Raw genomic sequence first — 21609 nt, forward strand, 5'->3', positions numbered from 1 at the left:
CCTTACCAGGTCGGCAGATAGGTGCCCTTGAAGCGCGTTTCCAGAAACGCCTTCACCTGGTCGGAGTGATAGGCCTCGGTCAGCTGCTTCACCCACGGCTTGTCCTTGTCCTCCTCGCGGACGGCGAGAATGTTGACCCAGGGACCATCGGGGTTTTCACGCGCGATCGCGTCGATCGCCGGATTAAGTCCGGCCTGCACCGCGTAATTGTTGTTGATCGAGACGACGTCGACGTCCTGAAGCGCGCGCGGGAGCTGGGCGGCATCCAGCTCGACGAAGCGGAGCTTCTTCGGGTTTTCGGTGATGTCGGCAATGGTCGACGCGACGTTGTTGTTGTCCTTCAGCTTGATCACGCCGTGCAGCGCCAGGATCATCAGGCCGCGCGCGCCGTTCGAGGGATCGTTGGCGATGGCGACGCGGGCGCCCTCGGGCAGGTCGGCGAGCTTCTTGTATTTCTGCGAATAGACGCCTTGCGGCGAGCCGATCGTGGTCGCGACCTTGACGATCTTCCAGCCGGTCTTGGAGATCTGGTTCTTCAGGTACGGCTCGTGCTGAAAGGAGTTCGCCTCGAGGTCCTTCAGGGCCAGCGCCTGGTTCGGGATCACGTAGTCGGTGAATTCGACCACTTTGATGTCGAGGCCGCGCTCGGCGCCGACCTTCTTCACGACGTCCAGGATCTCGGCATGCGGGCCGGCGGTGACGCCGACACGGATGGTCTCGGCCTGAGCCGCGGTCGCAAGCAAGGCTGCAGCCGCAAGGGTTGCCAGAAAACGCATTGTCATCTCCAGTTTCGAAAAATCGGGTTCAGCGATGCCGCAGCCGGCGGTTGACCCGGCGCGCCAGATAATCCCCCGCGCTCTGGACGAGCTGCACCAGCGCGATCAGCACGACCACGACGGCGAGCATCATCTCCGGCATGAAGCGCTGGTAGCCGTAGCGGATGCCGAGATCGCCGAGGCCGCCGCCGCCGACAGCACCGACCATGGCGGAGTAGCCGAGCAGGCTGACCACCGCCAGCGTCAGGGCCAGAACCAGTCCGGGCAGCGCCTCGGGGATCAGCACCTTGAGCACGATCTGGATTGGCGAGGCCCCGAACGAGGATGCGGTCTCGATCAGGCCGCCGTCGACCTCGCGGATCGCTGCCTCGACGAGGCGCGCGATGAACGGCGTCGACGCGATGACCAGCGGCACGATCGCCGCGGTCGAGCCGATCGAGGTGCCGGCAATCAGCCGCGTGAATGGGATGATGGCGACGACCAGGATGATGAAAGGCGTCGAGCGCGTCGCGTTGACGACGATGCCGAGCACGCGATTGACGGCGGGCGCCGAGAACAGCTCGCCCTTCCTGCTGGTGGCGAGGAAGACCCCGAGCGGCAGGCCGAAGGCGGTGCCGAGCAGCGCCGCGATGCCGACCATGTACAGGCTTTCGCCGGTGGCCTGGATGATCAGGTTGATGAGTTCAGGCGACATAGCCGAGACGCTCCGCCGAAAATTGATATTGAGACAGCCAGGCAAGCGTGCGCGTCACCGCGCCCTCGCCGCTGGGAATTCCAAGAGGAATGCCGAGCACCAGCGAGCCCACATGCTGACCGCCGATCTCGTCGATCCGGGCCGACAGCAGCGCAACATCGAGGCCTAGCTCGCGCGCGAGCCGCGCCACCAGCGTGTCGCCGGCCCCTGCCCCGCGGACCTGGACGCGGATCACGGCCTGCCCGCCTACAGGCGGCTCCGCCACGATCCGGCTTTGCAGCGAGACCGGCAGGCTGTCGCCGATCGCCTCGGCCAGGAAGGATTGCGTGATCGGATGACTGGGATGGGTGAAGATGTCGGCGACATGGCCGCTCTCGACGACGTGGCCGGCGTCGAGCACCACCACGTCCTTGGCGAGCTGGCGCACCACCGACATCTCGTGGGTGATCAACACGATGGTCACGCCCAGCTCGCGGTTGATGTTGGCGAGCAGGTCGAGGATGGCGCGCGTGGTCTGCGGATCGAGCGCCGAGGTCGCCTCGTCCGACAGCAGCACGCTCGGCCGCGTCGCCAGCGCCCGCGCGATCCCGACGCGCTGCTTCTGGCCGCCGGAAAGCTCGGAAGGATAACGGTCGTGCTTGTCAGCGATTCCGACCAGCGCCAGCAGCTCCGCAACGCGGGCCTTGATGTCGGCCTTGGTCCAGCCGGCGATCTCGAGCGGCAGCGCGATGTTGTCGGCCGCCGTGCGCGACGACAGCAGGTTGAAGTGCTGGAAGATCATGCCGATCGATCGCTGCGCCAGCCGCAATTCGCGGCCCGCCAGCGCCGAGATCTCTCTGTTATCGACGATGACATGACCCGTGGTCGGCTTCTCGAGCCCGTTGATCAGCCGGACCAGGCTCGACTTGCCGGCGCCGGACCGGCCGATCACACCCGTGATCGACCCACGCGGAATCGCGAAATCGATATCCTGCAGCGCGTTGACGCCGGGCTTGCTGCGATAGGCCGGATAGGTCTTCGAGATGCCAGCGAAACGGACCATGGCGTCCGCTTCAACTGCGGCAGGTGAAATCGCTTCGAGCGTTTCGAGCGGTTGTCCGATCGCGAGCGATTGGTGGGCGTTCATGGGAGGCGGCCTTCGTGCACAATAGTTCGCTTGCCCGCTTGCCCCAGTGACCTGCGGGAATCTGGTCGCATGAGCGACGGGGTAAAACAGCGGCTACGCGGCTCAGATGCACCGCGCTGCACTGCAGCACGCACCATCGCCTTTTCAGGTCTTTCGTGCAATTTCAGATATTTGCGAGGAGTTGGACGAAGTTTTCCCAATCCTGCCTCAGAGAAGAAAATTTCCCTCGCCGGGGGTATCAGCCTCCGCTCGGGCTGACTCTATCGCCCCCTGAACTTCGGCTTGCGCCGCGTCAGGAACGCATCGACGCCCTCCTTGTGGTCCTCGCTGAGGCTGGCAAGCGCGAACTGGTCGACGTCCATGTGGCTTGCCAGATCGTCTAGCGCATGCGCGAGCCGGTTGACGGTGAGCTTCGTCATGGCGACCGAGAGCGGCGGCTGCGCGGCGACCTTGCGCGCAAGCTCCATCGCGGCGTCGAACGCATGGCCGGGGTCGACCACCTGCTCGACCAGGCCCCATTCGTAGGCTTCGTCCGCGCTGATGCGCTCATCGGCCAGGATCACCGCCTGCTTGGTGCGGGCCGGGCCGATCAGATGCAGCATGCGCGGGATGCTCTGCCAGCTCATGTTCATGCCGAGCCCGACCTCGGGCACGCGCAAATGCGCGTCGCGGCCCATGACTCGGAAGTCGAGCGCCACGGCCAAAGCCACGCCGCCGCCGACGCAGAAACCCTCGATCGCCGCGATCGTGATCTGCTCCATCTCCTGCCAGGCGTGAGTCAGGCGCGGCCCGAGCTTGAGGTGCCGCCTGAGCGTGCCGAGGTCCATGTCCTTGCGCGCGCGCCCTTCGGAATCCTTGAGGTCGAAGCCGGCACTGAAGGCGCTGGTGCTGCCCGTCAGCACCACGACGGAGGTCGCGGAATCGTCCTCGAAGCTGCGCGCGGCCGCGGTGAGCTGGCGCAGTGCCTCCGGTGACAGCGCGTTGATGCCGTCGCCGCGGTCGAACCGCACGATCGCGATCCGCCCGTCCGGCCCCAGGCCCTTCTCGATCTTCACATAGTCCGTCAAGGCAATCTCCCCGGTTTCCTGTTGGTCTTGATCACAAATGCCCGGTCCGCCGATGCTCCGGCTGGGAGCCTTCCACCGGAAACCGGATCGTGGTGCCGAGCGTGATCCAGTTGGCGTTCTCGCCGGTGATGTTGCGGCCGTAGATCACGTCCACGGAGAATATCTCGTTCGGGCGGTAGCGCATGCCGGTCTGGAAGCGCGGCTGCACGATGCTTGCGATCTCGGAGGCTCCGGCCTGCCCGTACGCTTCGATCGTCCATTGCAACGTGTCGGTAAACTTCCAGTCGAAACCGACGCCATAGGTCAGATAATGCCGGTCGACGCTGCGATCCCAGAGCCAGCCGCCGTTGACGTTGATGCGCATGGTCTCGGACAGGCGAAAGGTTGCGGGGATGACGGCAAAGGCGGTCAGCGCCTCGCCGGTCGCAGCATCGAACGATCCTCCGCCATAGGCCGACAATCCCCACCGGCCGATCCCGGTCGGGATGAAATTGGTCTTGGCTTTCGGAGCCAATGTCGTGCTCCAGTCGCCATCGCTGCGGGCCCGGATGGTCTGCAGGCTCAGCTCGATCGGCCTGAAGGGATCGACGACGCAGGACGGATTGGCGACCGCGGAGACATCCGTATTGGACGCAGCCGAGATCCAGCTCTCGACCTTGCAGGAGCCGACTTCGGAGATATCGGCGGCATCCACCGCATAGGCGCCATTCGCGGCACGCGCATCCTGCGGCGCGAATGCGACAAGTGTCGCGACTGCGGCGGCCATTCCAGTGTGTGCAGCCCATCCCATAGTGGGATGTTAGCAGAGTCTTCGCCTCGACAACGGCCGGATTCTGGGACTATCTTCGCACTCATGAGTGAACATCATCACGACCACGATCACGACCATTCCGAGCTGTCGGAGACCGAGCTGCGCGTGCGCGCGCTCGAGACCATTCTGACCGAAAAAGGCTATGTCGAGCCGGCTGCGCTCGACGCCATCATCCAGGCCTACGAGACCAAGATCGGCCCGCATAACGGCGCGCGCGTCGTCGCCAAGGCCTGGACCGATCCGGCCTTCAAGGCGGCGCTCCTGGAGGACGGCAGCAAGGCCATCGGCACGCTCGGCCATGTCAGCCGCGTCGGCGACCATCTCGTCGTGGTCGAGAACACCCCTGAGCGCCACAACATGGTCGTGTGCACGCTGTGCTCCTGCTACCCCTGGGAAATGCTGGGGCTGCCGCCGGTCTGGTACAAGGCCTCGCCCTATCGCTCGCGCGCGGTGAAGGACCCGCGCGGCGTGCTCGCCGATTTCGACGTCACGCTGCCGGAGGACATTGAAATCCGGGTCTGGGACTCGACCGCCGAGACGCGTTTCCTGGTGCTGCCGATGCGGCCCGAGGGCACCGAAGGCTGGAGTGAGGAGCAGCTCGCAGACCTCGTCACGCGCGATTCCATGATCGGCACCGGCTTCCCCAAAACGCCCGGAGCGCCCTCATGAACGGCGTGCACGACATGGGCGGCATGGATGGGTTCGGCAAGGTCGAACCCGAGCCGAACGAGCCGATGTTTCACGCCGATTGGGAATCACGCGTCCTCGCCATGGTGCGCGCGATGGGCGCGGCCGGCGCTTTCAATATCGATACCTCACGCTTCTATCGCGAGACGCTGCCACCGGACGTTTATCTCTCGAGCTCCTACTACAAGAAATGGTTTCTCGGCCTCGAGGAGATGTTGATCGAGAAGGGCTACCTCACCCGCGATGAGGTTGCCGCCGGCCACGCGATGCAGCCGGCGAAGGCGCTCAAGCACGGCAAGTTCGATCTCAGCCAGGTCGAGCGCGTGATGGTGCGCGGCAAGTTCGGCCGCACCGCGCCTGCGCCCGCCAAATTCAATATCGGCGACAAGGTGCGCGCCAAGAACATCCACCCGGCCACCCATACGCGGCTGCCGCGCTATGTACGCGGACATGTCGGGGTGGTCGAACTGAATCACGGCTGCCACGTGTTTCCGGATTCGGCTGCGATGGAGCTCGGCGAAAATCCGCAATGGCTCTACACGGTCGTATTCGAAGGCCGCGATCTCTGGGGTGAGGATGGCGATCCGACCCTCAAGGTCTCGATCGACGCGTTTGAGCCATATCTGGATCCGGCGTCATGAGCAGCGCGCTTGCGGCCGCCGCCACGGCGGCCATTCCGAGCATTCCGCGCGACGACGAGGGCCCGGTGTTCCGCGCGCCCTGGGAGGCACATGCCTTCGCCATGGCGTTGAGCCTGCACGATCGCGGCGTGTTCACCTGGCCGGAATGGGCCGCGGCCCTCGCCGACGAGATCAAGCGTGCACAGGCCGCCGGCGATCCTGACACTGGCGAGACCTACTATCTGCACTGGCTCGCCACGCTGGAAGGACTGGTTGCACGCAAGGGCGTCGCCTCGATGGACACGCTGCACCGTTATCGTGACGCCTGGGACCACGCGGCGGATCGCACGCCGCACGGCAAGCCGATCGAGCTGCGGCCGGAAGATTTTGGTTAGCCGGCGCACGAACCCGCAGCCTGCGCGCGCTTTGCATCTAATCTAATGTCGGCTTGTTGACCGCGGGCAAACGCGCGGGATAACGCATCCGGGTATCAACCGTCGTCATCGCGGGGACCTGTGAGCGCACCAGCCGGAAACGGACCGACAATCACGATCATGGCCGAAGAGGAACCCGTCGAAATTGGTTTCCCGATGGTGGCCGCCTATCACGGCCAATCCGCTCTTGCGATGGCCGCGATCGTATTTCAGGCGCAGCGCGCGGCAATCGCCCTGTTGTCGCCCGAGGCGATACCGGCGCGAGGCGACATCAGCATCGTGAGCGGACACCCCGGCCCCGGCGTGCGGGACGCATTCGAGTTCGTCACGCGCGCGGTCACCCGCGGGGCCTATACCGTCGATCGCGCGCGGCCTGACGCGAGGTTCGTGCCGGGCCAGGACATCTCCTACAGCTTCCGAATGACCATCGCTGAGCGAACCGCTGAGATCGCGCTGCTGCCTGGCGTGTTGCCCGAGCGGTTCTTCGATCTCGTGTTTAACAAGTCTCGCACCGCGGCGCAGGAGCGCGAGCTGAGCGCATTGAAACGCTCCATCGCCGAGCAGGTTCTGGCGAAGAGTCCAGCCACGCTCTTCTCGATCCGTGCGAGCTGATCGATGAAGCCCGGACTGGCTCTCAGCTTCGGTTACGACGACGGGTCGCTGCGCACCTTCGCGGACGCCAGGCTCCAGCCGGACGTCGTGCTGCGCGACATCTATTCCCTGCCGGAAATCGATCTGAATGATTTCAGCGTGCTGTTCATCAGTATGCACAGCGACCAGCGCTTCCTTGCGGCTCGGGCCTCCCAGATCGAGAACTACCTGATCCGCGGCGGTGTCGTCGTCGCAAACGGTCACCATGCCTATCCCTACCTGCCGCGCATGGCGGGTTTCCACACCATTGACGGCTACAAACTGAGCGACATCACGGTGCTGCGCCTCGCCGAGCATCCGATCTGGCACGGCATCGATCCGCACGATCTGACCTTTCGCCGCGGCGTCTCCGGCTTCTATGGACGGGTCTGGCACGACGCACCGCCGGATGCGCTGGTCATCCACGCCCTCGGTCATCCGGGTTTGCCGGTCGACTTCATCTATCCAGTCGGAGATGGCCGCGTTCTCTTCCACGGGGGTAACGACCTCTGGACATTCGGCGGGGAGGACAAGCCGCTGGTGCCGCGCATCATGCAATGGGTCGCCTCGGGACGAAACGTACAATGAGTTTGGCGATCCTCGACGGCGGCACGTTCTACCACCACACGGCGATTCACGGCCCACGCTACCGTGCGCTGTTCGACAAGATCATCTATGCCCCTGAGCTCGCGGCCGATGCTTTGGCCGGCGTCACGTTCCTGATCGTCCCGGATCGCATCAATCCGAACATTCTGCGCGCCAAGCGCGAGGTTCTGATCGATTTCGTGAAAGCTGGCCGCACGCTGGTCGTGCTTGGCGAGAACCGGGCCGATACATGGCTGCCCGGGGTCACATGGGCGGCCCGGCCGACGAATTTCTGGTGGTGGCTCGACAAGGATGCGCGACCACCGAACCGCCTGCTGGCGCCCGACCATGACTTTTTCCGGGCGGTGCCGTTCGAAAACACCATCTGGCACTTTCACGGTGTCTTGACGCCGCCTGCCGGGGCTCGAGCGCTGATCGACGTGCCCGCCGATCCCGAGGGACGAGACAGCGGCGGCGCGCTGCTCTACGAGGATCGCGTGACGCTGCCGGGCCGGTTGCTCGTCGCGACGCTGGATCCATTCTATCATCATGGTAGCCATTTCATGCCCGCAGCCACGAAGCTCCTCGACGGATTCCTGCCCTGGGCGAGGCAACAGGCTGCGGCCTGACGCAATCCAGGCTAGCCGGCTTCAGCGCTCGACGGACAGATCCGGTAGCTTGGTCCGCAGGCCATGCAAGGGCACGATCGCGGCCGCCGTCTCCTCGTCGGCATCAACGTCCACGCGGCGTACCGGCACGCCATACATCCGCGTGAGATTGCCTTCGGTCAGCACCGTTTCGGTTGGGCCGGTGATGTGAGCGGCGTCTCGCTGCATCAGCAAGGTCGTATCGGCGATGCCGATCGCATGGTCCGGATGATGCGTCGTGAACAGCACTGTGAGCCCGAGGGAGCCTGCGAGGCGCAGAAGCAGGCGAAGAACGACGCCCTGATTGGCGATATCGAGCGCCGAGGCGGGCTCGTCCAGCACCAGCACCTTGCAGTCGCTGGCCAGTGCGCGGGCCAGCAGGATCAACTGCCGCTGACCGCCGCTGAGCCGGTCGTAACGCTGCTCCGCGAGAGCCACGAGGCCGACCTCCTCGAGACACTCATATGCACGCTCCCTGTCCTTGCGGCCCGGCGAGCTGAATCTACTAAGGTAGCGGCTCCGTCCCAGCAGCACCATGTCGATAGCGCAATAGGATTGGTCGGCCGTCAGGGCCTGCGGCACAAAGCCGACGTGGCCATCGATTGCAATGCTTCCTTCCGCCAGGACCAATGATCCGCAGATCGCCCGCAGCAAGGTGGTCTTGCCGCAGCCGTTCGGCCCCAAGATCGCAGCGATCCGCCCCGAGGGAAACGTCACCGACAACTCGCGAAACAGCCAGTGCTCCGGCCTGAACCTGTGGCCTGCATTCTCGATGCGGATCATGCTGCGCCGCTCCTCGTGGTGCGCCTGAGCAGCAGCGCGAAGATCGGCGTGCCGACGATGGCGGTAATGATTCCGACCGGAATTTCGGCAGCCGTGAGTGACCGTGCCAGCGTGTCCGCCGCAACCAGGAAGATGGCGCCGAGGAACGTCGACACCGGCAGAAGCTGGCGGTTGTCCGCTCCGACGATCATGCGCGCGAGGTTGGGAACGATGAGGCCCACCCAGCCGATGGTTCCACTCACCGCGACCTGCGACGAGATCGCAAGACAGGCCGCGGCCAGAAGGATGAAGCGGTCGCGAGCGGGATTGACGCCGAGCGTCCGCGCCTCATCATCTCCAAGTGAAAGCACGTTGACCCGCCAGCGCATGCCGATCAGCACCGCGCCGGCGATGGCGGTGCAGGATGCAATCAAGCCGAATTGCGGCCAGGTCGACGAGGCAAAGCTGCCCAGCAGCCAGAATACGATCACCTGCAGGGTCGTTTCCGGATCGGCCAGATATGTCACCAGCCCTACCAGGGCGCTGCAGAACGCGCCGACCACCACGCCGGCGAGAACGAGAGTGAGGATCGGCGAGAGATCGTCGCTGCGATGAAGCGCGAGCACGGCAATCAGCGCCAGCGCCGCGCCTCCGAATGCGCCGATCTGGACGAGTGGCCCGAACCCTACGAGGAAAATGACGGTGACACCTCCGAGGGCGGCACCGGAGGATGCTCCGATCGTCTGTGGACCGACCAGCGGATTGCGGAAGATCGCCTGAAGCACCGCGCCGCACAGCGACAACCCTGCTCCCGCGATGGCGGCGATCAGCACGCGCGGCAGCCTCACCGTTTCGACGACGACAGCTTCGGTCGGATTCCACGTCACCTTGATTTCGACGAGGTGCGACACGATGATCGAGAGCACGGTGCCGAACGGGACGTGGTACCGCCCTGACGTGATCGACCACAGCAAGACCAGGATCAAGCTCGCGGCGAGCGCAGCGTACAGCAGGACCAGGGATCTTTCACGCGACGAGCGAACTGCCGGCCCCGATCGTGAGATTGCGCTTCTCATCAACGAGCCCGATAGGAGTCATAGCCGACCGAGGCGGCGTTTTCCCTCAGAAACAGGATTTTGTCGATCTCCTCGTCCGTCGGGCTGTATTTGTAGAGAAAGCCGAACCAGTCCCGCACCGACGCGCGGATGTTCTCCGGGGCGCGTTCGGGATGCAGCAGACCCGCCAGCCAGATCCATCCCAGGGCCGATTCGTGACTCGGCGGATCCCAGCGATAGCCGCCGAGCGGCACGCGGTAGACGCGGTGAGTCCTGACCGCCTCGACGCCCTGCCAGCGCGGATCGCGATAGAGATCCGACGGCATCGTCGGATCGAAATTTCCAAGCAGGACGATTTGTGGATTCCATACGAGGATCTGCTCGATGGTCACGGTGCTGATCGAGGCAGCACCGTCGAGCGCGTTCTGCCCACCCGCAAGCTGAATGGCCAGATCCTGGGCCGTTCCCTGACCGCTGACGCGCAGCATACCCGCGGCGCGATTGAAGTAGAGCACGCGCGGCCGCTGCGACGACGGAAGATCGGCGAACCGTGACGCGAGGGATTGGCGTGTCTCCTCCTGCTTGCGGAGCAGTTCGCCGGCGCGCCCATCCCTGCCCGCGATCGTTCCCATCAGCTTGACGTAATCGACGTAGTTCTCAAAGGAGCCCACGCGCATGCCTACAACGGGAATCCCGGTTCGATCCAATGGGCCGATGATCTCGTTGCTGTTGGCCCATTGCAGGATCGCGTCCGGCCGCAACGCAAGGATGGCCTCGACATTCGGAGCGAAATTCGACGCGTCCCCGCCGGTCGTCACGCTGGTCTGAATGCGCGTGAAACCGGGAAACAGCTTTCCGAAAATGCCCTCGCGCATCGCTCGCGCGGCATAGTCGTTCATGCCGACGATTTTCCGGTCGCTGCCGTCGACCGTCATGAAGGTCGATGGCGCCGGGATCGGAATGATGACAAGGCGCTCCGGCAGCCTGTCGAATGAAACGGTGCGATTGCGCTGGTCGGCCAGATCAATCGCGCTTGCCGGGCCGAGCGCTCCGAACGCAACCACAAGGCTCATCGCCAGGCGTCCCGAATGTCTTACCCAACGCAACAACGACGGCATGAATCTGCGAACCTTGGAAGACGCCAATGACAATCTGCGCGGCATCGCAGACGTTTCCTACATAGGCCCATGACCGAAAAATTCAAAAGCAAAACGTTCGTATCGAGCCGCAAGTGCGGCGTTGTGAAAATGGAATCGTTCAAAGGATGGATTTGCCCGATCGTCGTCCATGCGGATCGAATTGCATGCATCGACAGTCTGATTGATGAGCACACATGCGCGGCAATTTGTAATAGCTCGAAACTCGCACGCGGACGATGGCCGAACAGATCGCAGCACGATAAGGACCCGGACACGAAGTGAGTGTTTGGGGGACGTTGCTGATGCCTTGGAGAACTTTCGCGCTCGATTCCAGAAGGAGCGCATTTCTCTTGTCGACCTGCGGATTGAGTGTCGCGCTTGCGTGCGTGATGGCGACGGCGTCGAGCGTGAATGCACTAGCTCAAACTGCGGATACGTCACCGCGACAACCTGCCAACGTGCTGCCGGGCGTGGTCGTGGAAGCAGCAAAGCCATCGAAGCCCCGTCGCACGACACGACAGAATGCGGCGCGCGCGGCGCGACAAGCGCCCGCGCAAGCCGTCAGGCCGGCGCAGGATCAGCAGGTCACGGCGAGAGCTCCCGAAGGAACGAACAGCGATTCCCTGAAGCCGATGGGTGGCAAGCTGCCGCGACCGGGAATTCCGCATCCTGCGGCGCAGAGCATTACGGTGGTCGATCGCGCCCAGATCGAAGCGACTTCGCCAACCGGCATGCTCGATGTTCTCGCCTCGGTTCCGGGCGTTTCGATTGCGCGCTCCGGCGGCATCGGTGGGCAGATCTACCTGCGCGGCTTCTCGTCGAACAGCTTCCGCTCGCCGATGTTCATCGACGGAGATCGATTCCGTGGCCGCAACACGCTGCAGCTCAATTATCTCGCGCCTGAAGAAGTCGAGCGCGTGGAGGTGATCCGCGGTCCGGGCTCCGTCATCTACGGAAGCGAAGCGCTCACTGGGCTCGTCAACATCGTCACTCGCTCCTACACCGGCGATACGTCCGGGCCGTTCCGCTTTACCGGTGGCGGCTGGTCGGCCGGATACGGAAGCGCCGCCAACTCCGCCAGCACTTACGACTGGGTGAAGGGCGCCGGCCAGGGCTTCGATTTCATCGGCGGGTTTGCCGGACGCTGGGGCGGCGATTATCAGACCTCGCTCGGAACGGTGCCGAACAGCGACTATCAAAGCGTCGGCGGCAACATCAAGCTCGGCTATACGCCCGACATCGGTCAGAGAATCGAGCTGTCCTTGCGCTCCTACAGCGAGGTGGACGGGCGGGCCGGCGGAGTCGGTGGAGCGCCGGGCGCACCGTATCTGCAGGTTCGACAGGACCCCAACCAGGTGCATTCGGCGCGCATCGCCTATACCGGTGAGCTCGACGGCCTGGTGAAACATGTCGAAAGCTCCTTCTACGTGAACTATTTCGACACGAAGCTCAGCACGATCAACAATACGATCAACGCCGCCGGCATCGCCACCAGGACCGTCAAATCCACCAGCCACGTCATCGGCCCCCTGATGATCGGCGGCCGTTCGCAAGCCGAAATTCCCTGGCTGAGCCCCTGGGGAGCAACCAAGACGACGTTCGGCCTTGATGGCTTCAGGGAAGCCCGGCCGGGCAGCGAGTTGACGTCCGAGACCATCACCCGCAATGCAACGACCGGGGCGGTGACGAGCGACGTCGTCTCGCCCTATACCAAGCAGGGGCCGGACACGACGCAGTCCAATATCGGCGCGTTCGTGCTGCATGAATGGAAACCGATCCAGGCGCTGACGCTTTCGGCCGGCGGCCGTTTCGACTGGTTCAACACGACGACGGACACCTCGCCGCTCTCATCAGCCATTCCCGCCAGTGTGAAGGCCGCCTATTCGAGCAACACGAACGTCGATCAAACGGCTCCCACCGGAAGCGTAGGCTTTGTTTACGCGATATTGCCCAACGTCGATTTGCTCGGCAATGTTGCGACCTCGTTCCGCGAGCCGACGAACTCCGAGCTCTACGCGGTGACGGCCACCCAGCTTCCCAATCCGGACCTGAAGCCGGAGAGCGGCGTGACGTATGAAGGCGGCGCGCGTTTTCACACGGCAAACGCGGAGCTCAAGGTCACGGCGTTCGATACGCACTACGAGAATTTCCTTCAAACGGTCGCCGTGACGTTCAATGGAGTCGGCGGCTACACCCAGTCGCAGAATGTCGGCAAGGCCGCCGTGACGGGCGTAGAGCTGGAGGCGCGCTGGCAGGTCACTCCGACCGTCAACATATTCACGAATGTCGCTCAGCTTCGGGGCACCAACACCGTGACTGACACGCCGTTGCCGTTCCTCGCGCCGTATCGGGGGCGAGTCGGGATTCAGTACGCCGATCCCAACGGAGCCTATTCGATTTTCGGCGTGGTCGACTGGGCGGCCAGCAAGACCCGGATCGATCCGGCGCAGGAATTTCAAACGGCCGGCTACGCCATTCCCAAGCTTTATGCGACCCTGCAACTCGGCCAGCTGGTCTCTCCGCAGCTTGGCGATACCAAGCTGATCCTCGGCCTGGAGAACATCTTCAACACGGCTTATGTCGACGCGTCGACGTTCGTGAATCGCTCATATCCGCGGAGCTTGACAAATCCTCTGGTGGAAACCGGGCGAAACGTCTCCGTGAAGCTGCAGCACACGTTCTAGAGCACGCAGTCAGGATGGCGGACATGACCTTGCCGCCGCAAACTCCCGCCATCCCTTCGCTCGCAAGCTGCACGCCGGGCATTCCCCGCATCCGTACCCCCAATCGTGCTGCGCGCCACGTTCGCCGAGATAGCAGGTGTGGGACTGCTTGCGAATGAGGTCGACCAGCCCGTCGCCGCCGAGGTCGTGCGCGAGTTGCCAGGTCGCGGCCTTGTCGATCCACATCAGCGGCGTATGCAGCTCGAATTTGCGGGCCATGCCAAGTGACAGCGCATTCTGCATGGCCTGGATGGTGTCGTTGCGGCAATCGGGATAGCCGGAATAATCGGTCTCGCACATGCCGCCGACGATGTGGGTGATGCCGCGCCGGTAGGCCAGCGCCGCGGCGAAGGTCAGGAACACCAGATTGCGGCCCGGCACGAAGGTATTGGGCAAGCCGTCGGCGCCCATCGCGATCGCGACATCGCGCGTCAGGGCCGTCTCCGACACCGCGGCCAGGGTCGGAATCGACAGCGTATGGCTTTCGCCGAGTCTTGCCGCCCAGTCCTCGCGCAGTTCCTTGATGCCGTCGAACAGACGGTCGCGGCAGGCAAGCTCGACGGCGTGCCGCTGGCCGTAGTCGAAGCCCAGCGTCTCGACGCGCGCGAAGCGGCTCAGCGCCCAGGCGAGGCAAGTGGTGGAATCCTGGCCGCCGGAAAACAGCACCAGGGCGGTCTCTGATGAAAATGCGTCACTCATGGCCCGCGCTTTAGCACTGCGGAACGTATCAGCCAATCGGTGGAAATCGGCCCGTTCGCCCGCGCGCGGCTGGGAACGGCGGCCCGCTTTTGGCATAAGGTTCTGGAGCCAGGAGACGCCCCCGCAATGACCCCTTCCCGCGACATTTCCCGCCTGATCGAGATCATGGCGGCGCTGCGTACGCCGGTGACCGGCTGCCCCTGGGATCTCGAGCAGAACTTTGCGACGATCGCGCCCTACACGATCGAGGAAGCCTATGAGGTGGTGGATGCCATCGACCGCGGCGATCTCTGCGATCTCTGCGAGGAACTCGGCGACCTCCTGCTCCAGGTCGTGTTCCACGCCCAGATGGCGTCGGAGCAGAACGCGTTCGCCTTTGGCGACGTCGTCGAGGCCATCACCCGGAAGATGATCCGGCGCCATCCCCATGTCTTTGCCGACAAGGAGGGCAACCTCGCGTCATCCCACGTCAAAGAAGTCTGGGACCGCATCAAGGCGGAAGAAAAAGCCGAACGCGCCGCGCGCCGGCCGCCTGAAGCAACGCCGGCGCACAAATCGCTGCTGGCCGGCGTGAAGGCCGGCCAGCCGGCACTGACTCGCGCGATGGAGCTGCAGCGCAAGGCCTCCACCGTCGGCTTCGATTGGAACGACCCGCGCGCGGTGCTGCAAAAGATCCGCGAGGAGGCCGACGAGATCGAGGCCGCGCTGGACCGCAACGACAGGCAGGAGATCGCGGACGAAACCGGCGACCTGATGTTCGCCCTCGTCAACCTCGCCCGCCACGTCGACGCCGATCCGGAAGCCGCGCTCCGCGCGACAAATGCGAAATTCGAGCGGCGGTTCGCGTTCATCGAACGGGCGCTGGAAGCGCAGGGGCGAACGCTCGAACAGGCGTCGCTGGCGGAGATGGATGCGCTGTGGAATGCGGCGAAGGGCGAGGAGATGCCTGCGTCAGAGGGACACAAGGAAGCTCGCCGCTAACTCGGTCGTCGTCCCCGCGAAGGCGGGGACCCATACCGCGTGATGTCGCAGTGGTAAGACGTGGCCAATACCGTGCACCAAACCACTTCCTGGAGTTATGGGTCCCGGATCTGCGCTACGCTTGTCCGGGACGACAGTATTGGATGAGGCTGCAGTTCTGTGACCTCACACGCCAAGGCCAGATCGTCTAAGCCGCGTGATGCGGCACGGCATCGAACCTGTTCACCACGATATCCCGCTTGGTCTCGTCGACCCGCACGGTCATATCAAAACGGCCGTCGTGCAGCTCCTTGGCCAGCACCTCGGCATTGCGGTGCAGCCAGCTGATGCCGGCGCCGTCGGCGGCGTCGATGGAGAGATCGAGCGTGTGGCGCTTGGCAGCGAGGCGCTCCTCGATCGCGGCGAGCAGCGCGTCGACCCCCTCGCCCGTCACGGCGGAGACCAGCATCGCCGGATGATCCTCCGGCCTGCGCGCGGCGATGTTCAAGAGTTCTTCGCGCTGTTCGGCATCGTAACGGTCGATCTTGTTCCAGACCTCGATGATGCGACCGCTGTCATCGGGGTTGATGCCGAGCTGCCGCAACACGGCATCGACGTCGCTCTGCTGGGCCTCGGCGTCCTCATGCGAGATGTCTCTGACATGCAGGATGACGTCGGCTTCCAGCACTTCCTCCAGCGTGGCGCGGAAGGCGGCGACGAGCTGCGTCGGCAGGTTGGAGATGAAACCGACGGTGTCCGACAGCATCGCCTTGCCGCCATGCGGCAGGCTGAGTGCGCGCAGGGTCGGATCGAGCGTGGCGAACAGCATGTCCGCGGCCTGAACGTCGGCGCGCGTCAGGCGATTGAACAGCGTCGACTTGCCGGCATTGGTGTAGCCGACAAGCGCGACGACGCGATACGGCACGCGCTGGCGGCCGGCGCGATGCAGCCGCCGCGTCGCCTGCACCTTCTTCAGCTCGCTCTCGAGCTTGGAGATGCGCTCCTGAATCAGACGGCGGTCCGCTTCGATTTGCGTCTCGCCGGGACCGCCCATGAATCCGAAACCACCGCGCTGGCGTTCGAGATGGGTCCACGAGCGGACCAGGCGCGAGCGCTGATAGTTGAGATGCGCGAGTTCGACCTGCAGCGAGCCTTCCTTGGTCTTGGCGCGGCGGCCGAAGATCTCCAGAATGAGGCCGGTGCGGTCGAGCACCTTTGTGTTCAGCTCCTTCTCGAGATTGCGCTGCTGGATCGGCGCCAGCGCGCAATCCATCACCACGAGTTCGACATCGAGGCTCCTGGCCAGCGCGGCGATCTCCTCGACCTTGCCCTTGCCGATGTAGGTCGCGGGGCGGATCTGGCTGACCGGCGCGATGATGGCGTCGGCAACGACGAGATCGATCGCGCGCGCGAGGCCCGCGGCTTCGTCGAGCCGGGCCTCCGCGTTTCGCACTATCTGGTTAGACGAGGCGTGACTCTCTGATTGCGCGTCGGCACTTCCCGAACGCAGCCGCAAGTAGGGGCCGATGACAAGCACCCGCCCCGTCTGCTTTGCCCCTGCCGGCCGCGGACGGTCGGCATCCCCGTCGAAATTCCGGGGTTCCAATCAGGTCACTCTCAAGCCGGCTGATCCTCGCCGCCTTCGAACAGCTGGATCGGAGCGCCCGGCATGATGGTCGAGATCGCATGCTTGTAGACGAGCTGCGAGTGACCGTCGCGCCGAAGCAGCAAACAGAAATTGTCGAACCAGGTCACGATGCCCTGGAGCTTCACTCCGTTGACCAGAAAGATCGTCAGTGGCGTCTTCGTTTTGCGAACGTGATTAAGGAAGGTGTCCTGTAGGTTTTGTGCGCGGTCTGCCGCCATTGTTTTTTTCTCGCTTTGAGTTTCTTTTTATTGCGCCGGTTGCGACCCTCTTTTGAGAGTTTTGGAGTCTCTTCCGGTTGCCGCTCCTCATGAGATCCCCCTCGGAAGGAACAGCGGTACGATTAGAGGACAGGTCGGGTTATTAGGCAAGCCGCTTCACGCGGCAGGCCAGGCCCTATTGCCCCGAAAAACTACGGAAATCGATGATTTTCCTCGCCCAATGTGAAGGTGCCGGCGGCGTCAGCCGACGCCGAGCGCCTTCAGTTTCCGGTGCAGCGCCGAGCGCTCCATCCCGACGAACTCGGCGGTGCGTGAAATATTGCCGGAAAAACGGCTGATCTGCGCGATCAGATAGTCGCGCTCGAACACTTCCCGCGCCTCGCGTAGCGGCAGTCCCATGATGTGCTCGCCATTGTTGCTGGTCGGCATGGCCGGCACCATCGAGCCGACGTCCTGCGGCAACATGTCGGCGGTGATGATCACCTCCGGTCCACCCGCGGCCAGAATCATGACTCTCTCAACGTTGTTGCGGAGCTGGCGCACATTGCCGGGCCAGACATGTGATTGCAGCACCGCCATCGCGTCCTGCCCGATCTGACGCTTGGGCAGGCCGCTGCCGGCCGAGATCTGCTCCATGAAGTAGTCGATCAATTCCGGGATATCCTCGCGCCGCTCCGACAGGGCGGGCACGCGGATCGGCACCACCGAGAGACGATGATAGAGATCCTCGCGGAAATGGCCGGCCGCGATCTCCTCTTCGAGATTGCGTGCGGTCGAGGAGATGATGCGGACGTCGACCTGCACCTTGCCGGTGCCGCCGACGCGCTGGAACGACTGCTCGACCAGCACGCGCAAAATCTTGTTCTGGGTCTCGCGCGGCATGTCCGCGATCTCGTCGATGAACAGCGTGCCGCCATGCGCTTCCTCGAGCGCGCCGGGCTTGCGTGCCTGCTCGCCGTTGGATTGCTCGACGCCGAACATCTCGTGCTCCATCCGCTCGGGCGTGATCGCGGCGGCATTGATCACGACGAACGGACCGTCGGCGCGGCCCGAGGCCATATGCAGCGTGCGCGCAGTGAGCTCCTTGCCGGCACCGGCCGGACCGACGATCAGGATGCGGCTGTTGGCCTTGGCCGCGCGGTCGATGGTCTGACGCAGCTGGTTCATGCTCGGCGAACGGCCGACCAGCGAGCTTGCGCTCGGCGCGAGCTGCTTCAGCTCCTTGACCTCGCGCTTGAGCCGCGAGTTCTCCAGCGCGCGGTTGGCGACCAGGATCAGGCGGTCGGCCTTGAACGGCTTCTCGATGAAGTCATAGGCGCCGCGCTTGATCGCGGCGACCGCGGTCTCGATGTTGCCGTGGCCGGAGATCATCACGACCGGCAGGTCGGCATTGTCCTTCTTGACCTGCTCCAGCAGCTGCAAGCCGTCGAGCTTGGAGCCCTGCAGCCAGATGTCGAGGAACACCAGGTGCGGCCTGCGATTGGCGATCTCGGCGAGCGCCGTATCGCTGTCGCGCGCGGTCCGGGTCACGAACCCCTCGTCTTCGAGAATGCCCGCGACGAGATCCCGAATATCGGCCTCGTCATCGACAATCAGAATTTCACTAGCCATGGGTCGCGCCTGTCTGGTCAGATGCCTGTTGAGGCTTCGATCTTCGTTGAATCATTGGTCTTTTCAGCCGGCACCTTGGTTTCGGCAGCCGGCGCTTTTGTTTCCGAATCCTGGGTGGATTCCGCTTGCTTCGGCGTATCCTTGGCCTGCTCCCGGGCAGCCGGTGCCGTCTCGGGCCCCTCGCTCTTCGCAGGAGCGCCGGAGATCGCAAAGCGCATCCGCATCCAGGCACCGCGCTGGCCATCCCGGAAGTCGGAGGCATCCTTCAGTTCGATGCGGCCGCCATGGTCTTCCAGCACGCGGCCGACGATCGCAAGCCCAAGGCCGGTGCCCTTGGCTCGCGTCGTCACATAGGGCTCGAGCAGCCGCGAGCGCGCGACCTTGGGCAGGCCGATGCCGTTGTCGACGACGTCGATCAGCACGTCCTCGCCCTCGCGCGAGACCACGACGTCGATACGGCCTTTTCCGAGTTCGTCCGGCGGGACCTGCTCGATTGCCTCGGTGGCGTTCTTGACGATGTTGGTGACCGCCTGGGAGATCAGCCGCCGGTCGAACTGGGCGCGTAGCGGATCGTCCCTGAACTCGACCTCGATATCGATCTCGGGATGGGCGACCTTCATCAGGAACACCGCCTGCCGCACGGTGTCGGCGACGTCCTCGCCCTCCATCACCGGCTTCGGCATCCGCGCGAAGCGCGAGAACTCGTCGACCATGCGCCTGATATCGTCGACCTGGCGCACGATGGTGTCGGTGCACTGCTCGAAGATCTGCTTGTCCTTGGCCTCGGTGATGTCCTTGCCGAATTTGCGGCGGATGCGCTCGGCCGAGAGCTGGATCGGCGTCAGCGGATTCTTGATCTCGTGGGCGATGCGGCGCGCGACGTCCCCCCAGGCCGACGTGCGCTGTGCGGATACAAGCTCGGTGATGTCGTCGAGCGTGATGATGTAGCTGTCGTGCGGCTGGCTGGTCTTCTCGGCGCTGACACGGACCGAGAGGTTGCGCTCCTGCCCGTCGCGCGTGATCGTGATCTGGCCCTGCACCAGGCGCTGGGTCCCCTCCCGCGCCGTCTTCATCATCTCGTCGAGCTCGGGCAGCACGTCTGACAGAGGATGGCCGAGCGTCTCCGCTTCGGAGTGCCCGATCAGCTTCTCGGCGGAGCGATTGAGGATGCCGACGCTGCCCGAATTGTCGACGCCGATGATGCCGGCGCTGGCGGACGACAGCACCGCTTCGATGAAGCGGCGGCGGCTGTCGATGAGGTCGCTGGCATTGACGAGCTCGTCGCGCTGGCTGCGCAATTCCTGCGTCATCTTGTTGAAGGTTTCACCGAGCTGGGCGAGATCGCCCTCCGACTGGTGCACCGGCACCTTCACATTGAGGTCGCCGGTGGAGACGGTGTGGGCCGCGTTCATCAGCCGCCGGATCGGCGCCACCAGCGAGTTGGCGAAGTTCAGCCCAATCAGCACCGAGGCCATCAGAATGGTCAGCGCGATCACCGCGAACATCAGCGCAAACGCGACCTGGATGCCGAGCCGCCGCGACTCGATCTGGGCGTATTCGGCGACGCTCACCTCGGTCTGCTTGAGCTGGTTGACGACGTTCGGGTCGAGCGGACGGGCGACATAGAGGAAGGTGTCGCTGAAGGCGCGCAGGCGGATGACGGCGGCGACGAAGCTCGCGTCCGGCAGCACCGCGATCTCGGGCTCGGATTCGTTGACGTTGCTGAGGAAGTCCGGCGCCGGCGGCGAATAGGCCAGCCGCATGCCGGTATCGGCGGATTCCAGGATGTTGGTGTCCTTGTCGATGATCATCGCGCCCGGCAAATTGCGGGAGCTGGCGCTGGCCGCCAGCAACTCGCGAAACGAGCGGCGATCCTGGTCATAGAGCGGCCGGGCGTGGGCGATGTCGTTGGCCATGCCGAGAATGTCGCCGCGGATCAGCTGCGCATGGTCCTGCATGTAGGCCCGCGCGATCGTCAGCGAATTCTGGATCACCTCCTTGGTCGGCCCGGAGAACAGCCGGTCGAGGCCGCGCTCGAGCGTGACGTTGGCGACGACGGCCACCAGCACCGCCGGCAACACCGCCACGATCGAGAACAGGCTGACGATCTGGACGTGCAGGCGGGCCGCGGCCCTTCCCCGCCGCCGCGCCAAAATCAGCTGCCAGAGCTCGCGGACGATGATCCCGACCAGCAGCAGGATCGAGCCCGCATTGAGCAGGTAGAACGAGCGGACCACCTCGGGCGTCGGATCGATCCGGGTGAGGCCGGTCAGGACCACGAAGGTCAGCAGCGCCGACAGCATCGCCAGCGCCACGGCGAACGGCGCCAGCCAGCGTCGCACCGACCAGCGCCGGGGCTCTTCCGCTGGGGCCGTGTCAAAGGATGCGGCCGAGGTGTCTGCGCTGGTCATTCCGGCAATGGGTGCTGAAAAACTGGGTCCGCTGCGGGCGGATACTGATGTATTCGTACCACATTGTTGCCGAATTGCGACAATTCCGCGGCGTCCGGGCCCCGATGGACCCGTGCATCCACAGGCCGGTCACAGCAGAGCTCGCCGGCGGGAACGGTTTTCCGCTCCCGCGGCTTGACCCCGCATGGACAGGTTCTTCCTTGCAATGATGGTGTCTGCGGTTCTGCTGCTGATCGCAGCGGCGGGCCTGCTTGTTAACGGGCCCGGCCTGAGCGAGCCGACGGCAAACATTGTCGCCGCGCAGCC

General features: G+C 64.3%; 21 protein-coding genes. 8 read left to right on the forward strand and 13 right to left on the reverse strand.

Going from position 1 to position 21609, the window contains the following annotated elements; genetic code table 11:
• Positions 1–2 precede the first annotated feature (2 nt).
• The 5 genes from FNV92_RS18660 to FNV92_RS18680 form a co-directional block, all read right to left on the reverse strand.
• Entirely contained in the window at positions 3–776 is a 774-nt protein-coding gene (locus FNV92_RS18660; protein ID WP_143845186.1) for a MetQ/NlpA family ABC transporter substrate-binding protein, read from the reverse strand.
• Positions 777–804: 28 nt separating this feature from the next.
• Positions 805–1470, reverse strand: coding sequence for a methionine ABC transporter permease (locus FNV92_RS18665; protein WP_143845184.1), 666 nt, complete (start codon positions 1468–1470; stop codon positions 805–807).
• The gene (locus FNV92_RS18670) at positions 1460–2596 is read right to left on the reverse strand and encodes a methionine ABC transporter ATP-binding protein (RefSeq protein ID WP_168213650.1); all 1137 of its coding nucleotides are present in this window, start codon (positions 2594–2596) and stop codon (positions 1460–1462) included. The genes FNV92_RS18665 and FNV92_RS18670 overlap by 11 nt, the downstream gene beginning before the upstream one ends.
• Positions 2597–2856: 260 nt before the next feature.
• Entirely contained in the window at positions 2857–3663 is an 807-nt protein-coding gene (locus tag FNV92_RS18675) for an enoyl-CoA hydratase/isomerase family protein (protein WP_143845182.1), read from the reverse strand.
• Between the two features lie 31 nt (positions 3664–3694).
• Positions 3695–4453 (reverse strand): hypothetical protein, encoded by a 759-nt coding sequence (locus FNV92_RS18680; protein ID WP_143845180.1) that lies wholly within the window; start codon positions 4451–4453, stop codon positions 3695–3697.
• Between the two features lie 63 nt (positions 4454–4516).
• Here FNV92_RS18680 and nthA point away from each other — a divergent pair, with 63 nt between their 5' ends.
• The 6 genes from nthA to FNV92_RS18710 all read left to right on the forward strand — a co-directional run bounded on the left by nthA (position 4517) and on the right by FNV92_RS18710 (position 8059).
• Positions 4517–5143: a nitrile hydratase subunit alpha gene (gene nthA, locus FNV92_RS18685; protein WP_143845178.1), complete on the forward strand. Its 627-nt coding sequence runs from the start codon at positions 4517–4519 to the stop codon at positions 5141–5143.
• Positions 5140–5802, forward strand: coding sequence for a nitrile hydratase subunit beta (nthB, locus tag FNV92_RS18690; RefSeq protein ID WP_143845176.1), 663 nt, complete (start codon positions 5140–5142; stop codon positions 5800–5802). The genes nthA and nthB overlap by 4 nt, the downstream gene beginning before the upstream one ends.
• Positions 5799–6176: a nitrile hydratase accessory protein gene (locus FNV92_RS18695; RefSeq protein WP_143845174.1), complete on the forward strand. Its 378-nt coding sequence runs from the start codon at positions 5799–5801 to the stop codon at positions 6174–6176. The genes nthB and FNV92_RS18695 overlap by 4 nt, the downstream gene beginning before the upstream one ends.
• 159 nt (positions 6177–6335) lie before the next feature.
• Positions 6336–6827: a hypothetical protein gene (locus FNV92_RS18700; protein WP_143845172.1), complete on the forward strand. Its 492-nt coding sequence runs from the start codon at positions 6336–6338 to the stop codon at positions 6825–6827.
• A 3-nt stretch (positions 6828–6830) separates the two neighbouring features.
• Positions 6831–7433: a hypothetical protein gene (locus FNV92_RS18705; protein ID WP_143845170.1), complete on the forward strand. Its 603-nt coding sequence runs from the start codon at positions 6831–6833 to the stop codon at positions 7431–7433.
• Complete coding sequence (locus tag FNV92_RS18710; protein ID WP_143845168.1) at positions 7430–8059, forward strand: hypothetical protein; 630 nt, start codon at positions 7430–7432, stop codon at positions 8057–8059. The genes FNV92_RS18705 and FNV92_RS18710 overlap by 4 nt, the downstream gene beginning before the upstream one ends.
• 21 nt (positions 8060–8080) lie before the next feature.
• Here the strand turns inward: FNV92_RS18710 and FNV92_RS18715 are convergent, their stop codons facing one another.
• From FNV92_RS18715 to FNV92_RS18725, 3 genes are read right to left on the reverse strand one after another with little or no spacing between them, the layout of a single operon-like run.
• Complete coding sequence (locus tag FNV92_RS18715) at positions 8081–8860, reverse strand: ABC transporter ATP-binding protein (RefSeq protein WP_143845166.1); 780 nt, start codon at positions 8858–8860, stop codon at positions 8081–8083.
• Positions 8857–9915 (reverse strand): FecCD family ABC transporter permease, encoded by a 1059-nt coding sequence (locus FNV92_RS18720; protein ID WP_143845164.1) that lies wholly within the window; start codon positions 9913–9915, stop codon positions 8857–8859. Before FNV92_RS18720 ends, FNV92_RS18715 begins: the two co-directional genes overlap by 4 nt.
• Complete coding sequence (locus FNV92_RS18725) at positions 9915–11012, reverse strand: ABC transporter substrate-binding protein (RefSeq protein ID WP_168213649.1); 1098 nt, start codon at positions 11010–11012, stop codon at positions 9915–9917. Before FNV92_RS18725 ends, FNV92_RS18720 begins: the two co-directional genes overlap by 1 nt.
• A gap of 428 nt (positions 11013–11440) precedes the next feature.
• Here FNV92_RS18725 and FNV92_RS18730 point away from each other — a divergent pair, with 428 nt between their 5' ends.
• Positions 11441–13717 carry a TonB-dependent receptor gene (locus tag FNV92_RS18730; RefSeq protein WP_244623672.1) on the forward strand — a complete coding sequence of 759 codons (2277 nt, stop codon included), beginning with the start codon at positions 11441–11443 and terminating at the stop codon, positions 13715–13717.
• 9 nt (positions 13718–13726) lie between these two features.
• Here FNV92_RS18730 and queC read toward each other — a convergent pair whose 3' ends face one another.
• The gene (queC, locus tag FNV92_RS18735; protein ID WP_143845158.1) at positions 13727–14455 is read right to left on the reverse strand and encodes a 7-cyano-7-deazaguanine synthase QueC; all 729 of its coding nucleotides are present in this window, start codon (positions 14453–14455) and stop codon (positions 13727–13729) included.
• 126 nt (positions 14456–14581) lie between these two features.
• Here queC and mazG point away from each other — a divergent pair, with 126 nt between their 5' ends.
• Positions 14582–15436: a nucleoside triphosphate pyrophosphohydrolase gene (gene mazG / locus FNV92_RS18740; RefSeq protein ID WP_143845156.1), complete on the forward strand. Its 855-nt coding sequence runs from the start codon at positions 14582–14584 to the stop codon at positions 15434–15436.
• Positions 15437–15623: 187 nt separating this feature from the next.
• On the opposite strand, the gene hflX is transcribed toward mazG, so the two are convergent.
• The 4 genes from hflX to FNV92_RS18760 all read right to left on the reverse strand — a co-directional run bounded on the left by hflX (position 15624) and on the right by FNV92_RS18760 (position 21303).
• Positions 15624–17021 carry a GTPase HflX gene (gene hflX / locus FNV92_RS18745; protein WP_168213648.1) on the reverse strand — a complete coding sequence of 466 codons (1398 nt, stop codon included), beginning with the start codon at positions 17019–17021 and terminating at the stop codon, positions 15624–15626.
• Between the two features lie 11 nt (positions 17022–17032).
• The gene (gene hfq / locus FNV92_RS18750; RefSeq protein ID WP_007591126.1) at positions 17033–17281 is read right to left on the reverse strand and encodes an RNA chaperone Hfq; all 249 of its coding nucleotides are present in this window, start codon (positions 17279–17281) and stop codon (positions 17033–17035) included.
• 240 nt (positions 17282–17521) lie between these two features.
• Positions 17522–18892, reverse strand: a complete 1371-nt coding sequence (gene ntrX, locus FNV92_RS18755) for a nitrogen assimilation response regulator NtrX (RefSeq protein WP_015686179.1) — start codon at positions 18890–18892, stop codon at positions 17522–17524.
• 17 nt (positions 18893–18909) lie between these two features.
• Positions 18910–21303: a sensor histidine kinase gene (locus tag FNV92_RS18760; RefSeq protein WP_143845154.1), complete on the reverse strand. Its 2394-nt coding sequence runs from the start codon at positions 21301–21303 to the stop codon at positions 18910–18912.
• Between the last annotated feature and the right edge of the window lie 306 nt (positions 21304–21609).

The sequence above is a fragment of the Bradyrhizobium cosmicum genome (assembly GCF_007290395.2).
Classification (GTDB): domain Bacteria; phylum Pseudomonadota; class Alphaproteobacteria; order Rhizobiales; family Xanthobacteraceae; genus Bradyrhizobium; species Bradyrhizobium cosmicum.

Excerpts from the sequence above, each read along its gene's own strand:
- hfq (WP_007591126.1), bottom strand. The coding sequence starts at position 17,281 with ATGGCGGCAGACCGCGCACAAAACCTACAGGACACCTTCCTTAATCAC.
- FNV92_RS18720 (WP_143845164.1), bottom strand. The coding sequence starts at position 9,915 with ATGAGAAGCGCAATCTCACGATCGGGGCCGGCAGTTCGCTCGTCGCGT.
- ntrX (WP_015686179.1), bottom strand. The coding sequence starts at position 18,892 with ATGGCTAGTGAAATTCTGATTGTCGATGACGAGGCCGATATTCGGGAT.
- FNV92_RS18680 (WP_143845180.1), bottom strand. The coding sequence starts at position 4,453 with ATGGGATGGGCTGCACACACTGGAATGGCCGCCGCAGTCGCGACACTT.
- FNV92_RS18715 (WP_143845166.1), bottom strand. The coding sequence starts at position 8,860 with ATGATCCGCATCGAGAATGCAGGCCACAGGTTCAGGCCGGAGCACTGG.
- FNV92_RS18700 (WP_143845172.1), top strand. The coding sequence starts at position 6,336 with ATGGCCGAAGAGGAACCCGTCGAAATTGGTTTCCCGATGGTGGCCGCC.
- FNV92_RS18665 (WP_143845184.1), bottom strand. The coding sequence starts at position 1,470 with ATGTCGCCTGAACTCATCAACCTGATCATCCAGGCCACCGGCGAAAGC.
- FNV92_RS18670 (WP_168213650.1), bottom strand. The coding sequence starts at position 2,596 with ATGAACGCCCACCAATCGCTCGCGATCGGACAACCGCTCGAAACGCTC.
- FNV92_RS18725 (WP_168213649.1), bottom strand. The coding sequence starts at position 11,012 with ATGCCGTCGTTGTTGCGTTGGGTAAGACATTCGGGACGCCTGGCGATG.
- nthA (WP_143845178.1), top strand. The coding sequence starts at position 4,517 with ATGAGTGAACATCATCACGACCACGATCACGACCATTCCGAGCTGTCG.
- FNV92_RS18710 (WP_143845168.1), top strand. The coding sequence starts at position 7,430 with ATGAGTTTGGCGATCCTCGACGGCGGCACGTTCTACCACCACACGGCG.
- FNV92_RS18660 (WP_143845186.1), bottom strand. The coding sequence starts at position 776 with ATGCGTTTTCTGGCAACCCTTGCGGCTGCAGCCTTGCTTGCGACCGCG.
- FNV92_RS18705 (WP_143845170.1), top strand. The coding sequence starts at position 6,831 with ATGAAGCCCGGACTGGCTCTCAGCTTCGGTTACGACGACGGGTCGCTG.
- mazG (WP_143845156.1), top strand. The coding sequence starts at position 14,582 with ATGACCCCTTCCCGCGACATTTCCCGCCTGATCGAGATCATGGCGGCG.
- FNV92_RS18760 (WP_143845154.1), bottom strand. The coding sequence starts at position 21,303 with ATGACCAGCGCAGACACCTCGGCCGCATCCTTTGACACGGCCCCAGCG.
- FNV92_RS18695 (WP_143845174.1), top strand. The coding sequence starts at position 5,799 with ATGAGCAGCGCGCTTGCGGCCGCCGCCACGGCGGCCATTCCGAGCATT.
- queC (WP_143845158.1), bottom strand. The coding sequence starts at position 14,455 with ATGAGTGACGCATTTTCATCAGAGACCGCCCTGGTGCTGTTTTCCGGC.
- nthB (WP_143845176.1), top strand. The coding sequence starts at position 5,140 with ATGAACGGCGTGCACGACATGGGCGGCATGGATGGGTTCGGCAAGGTC.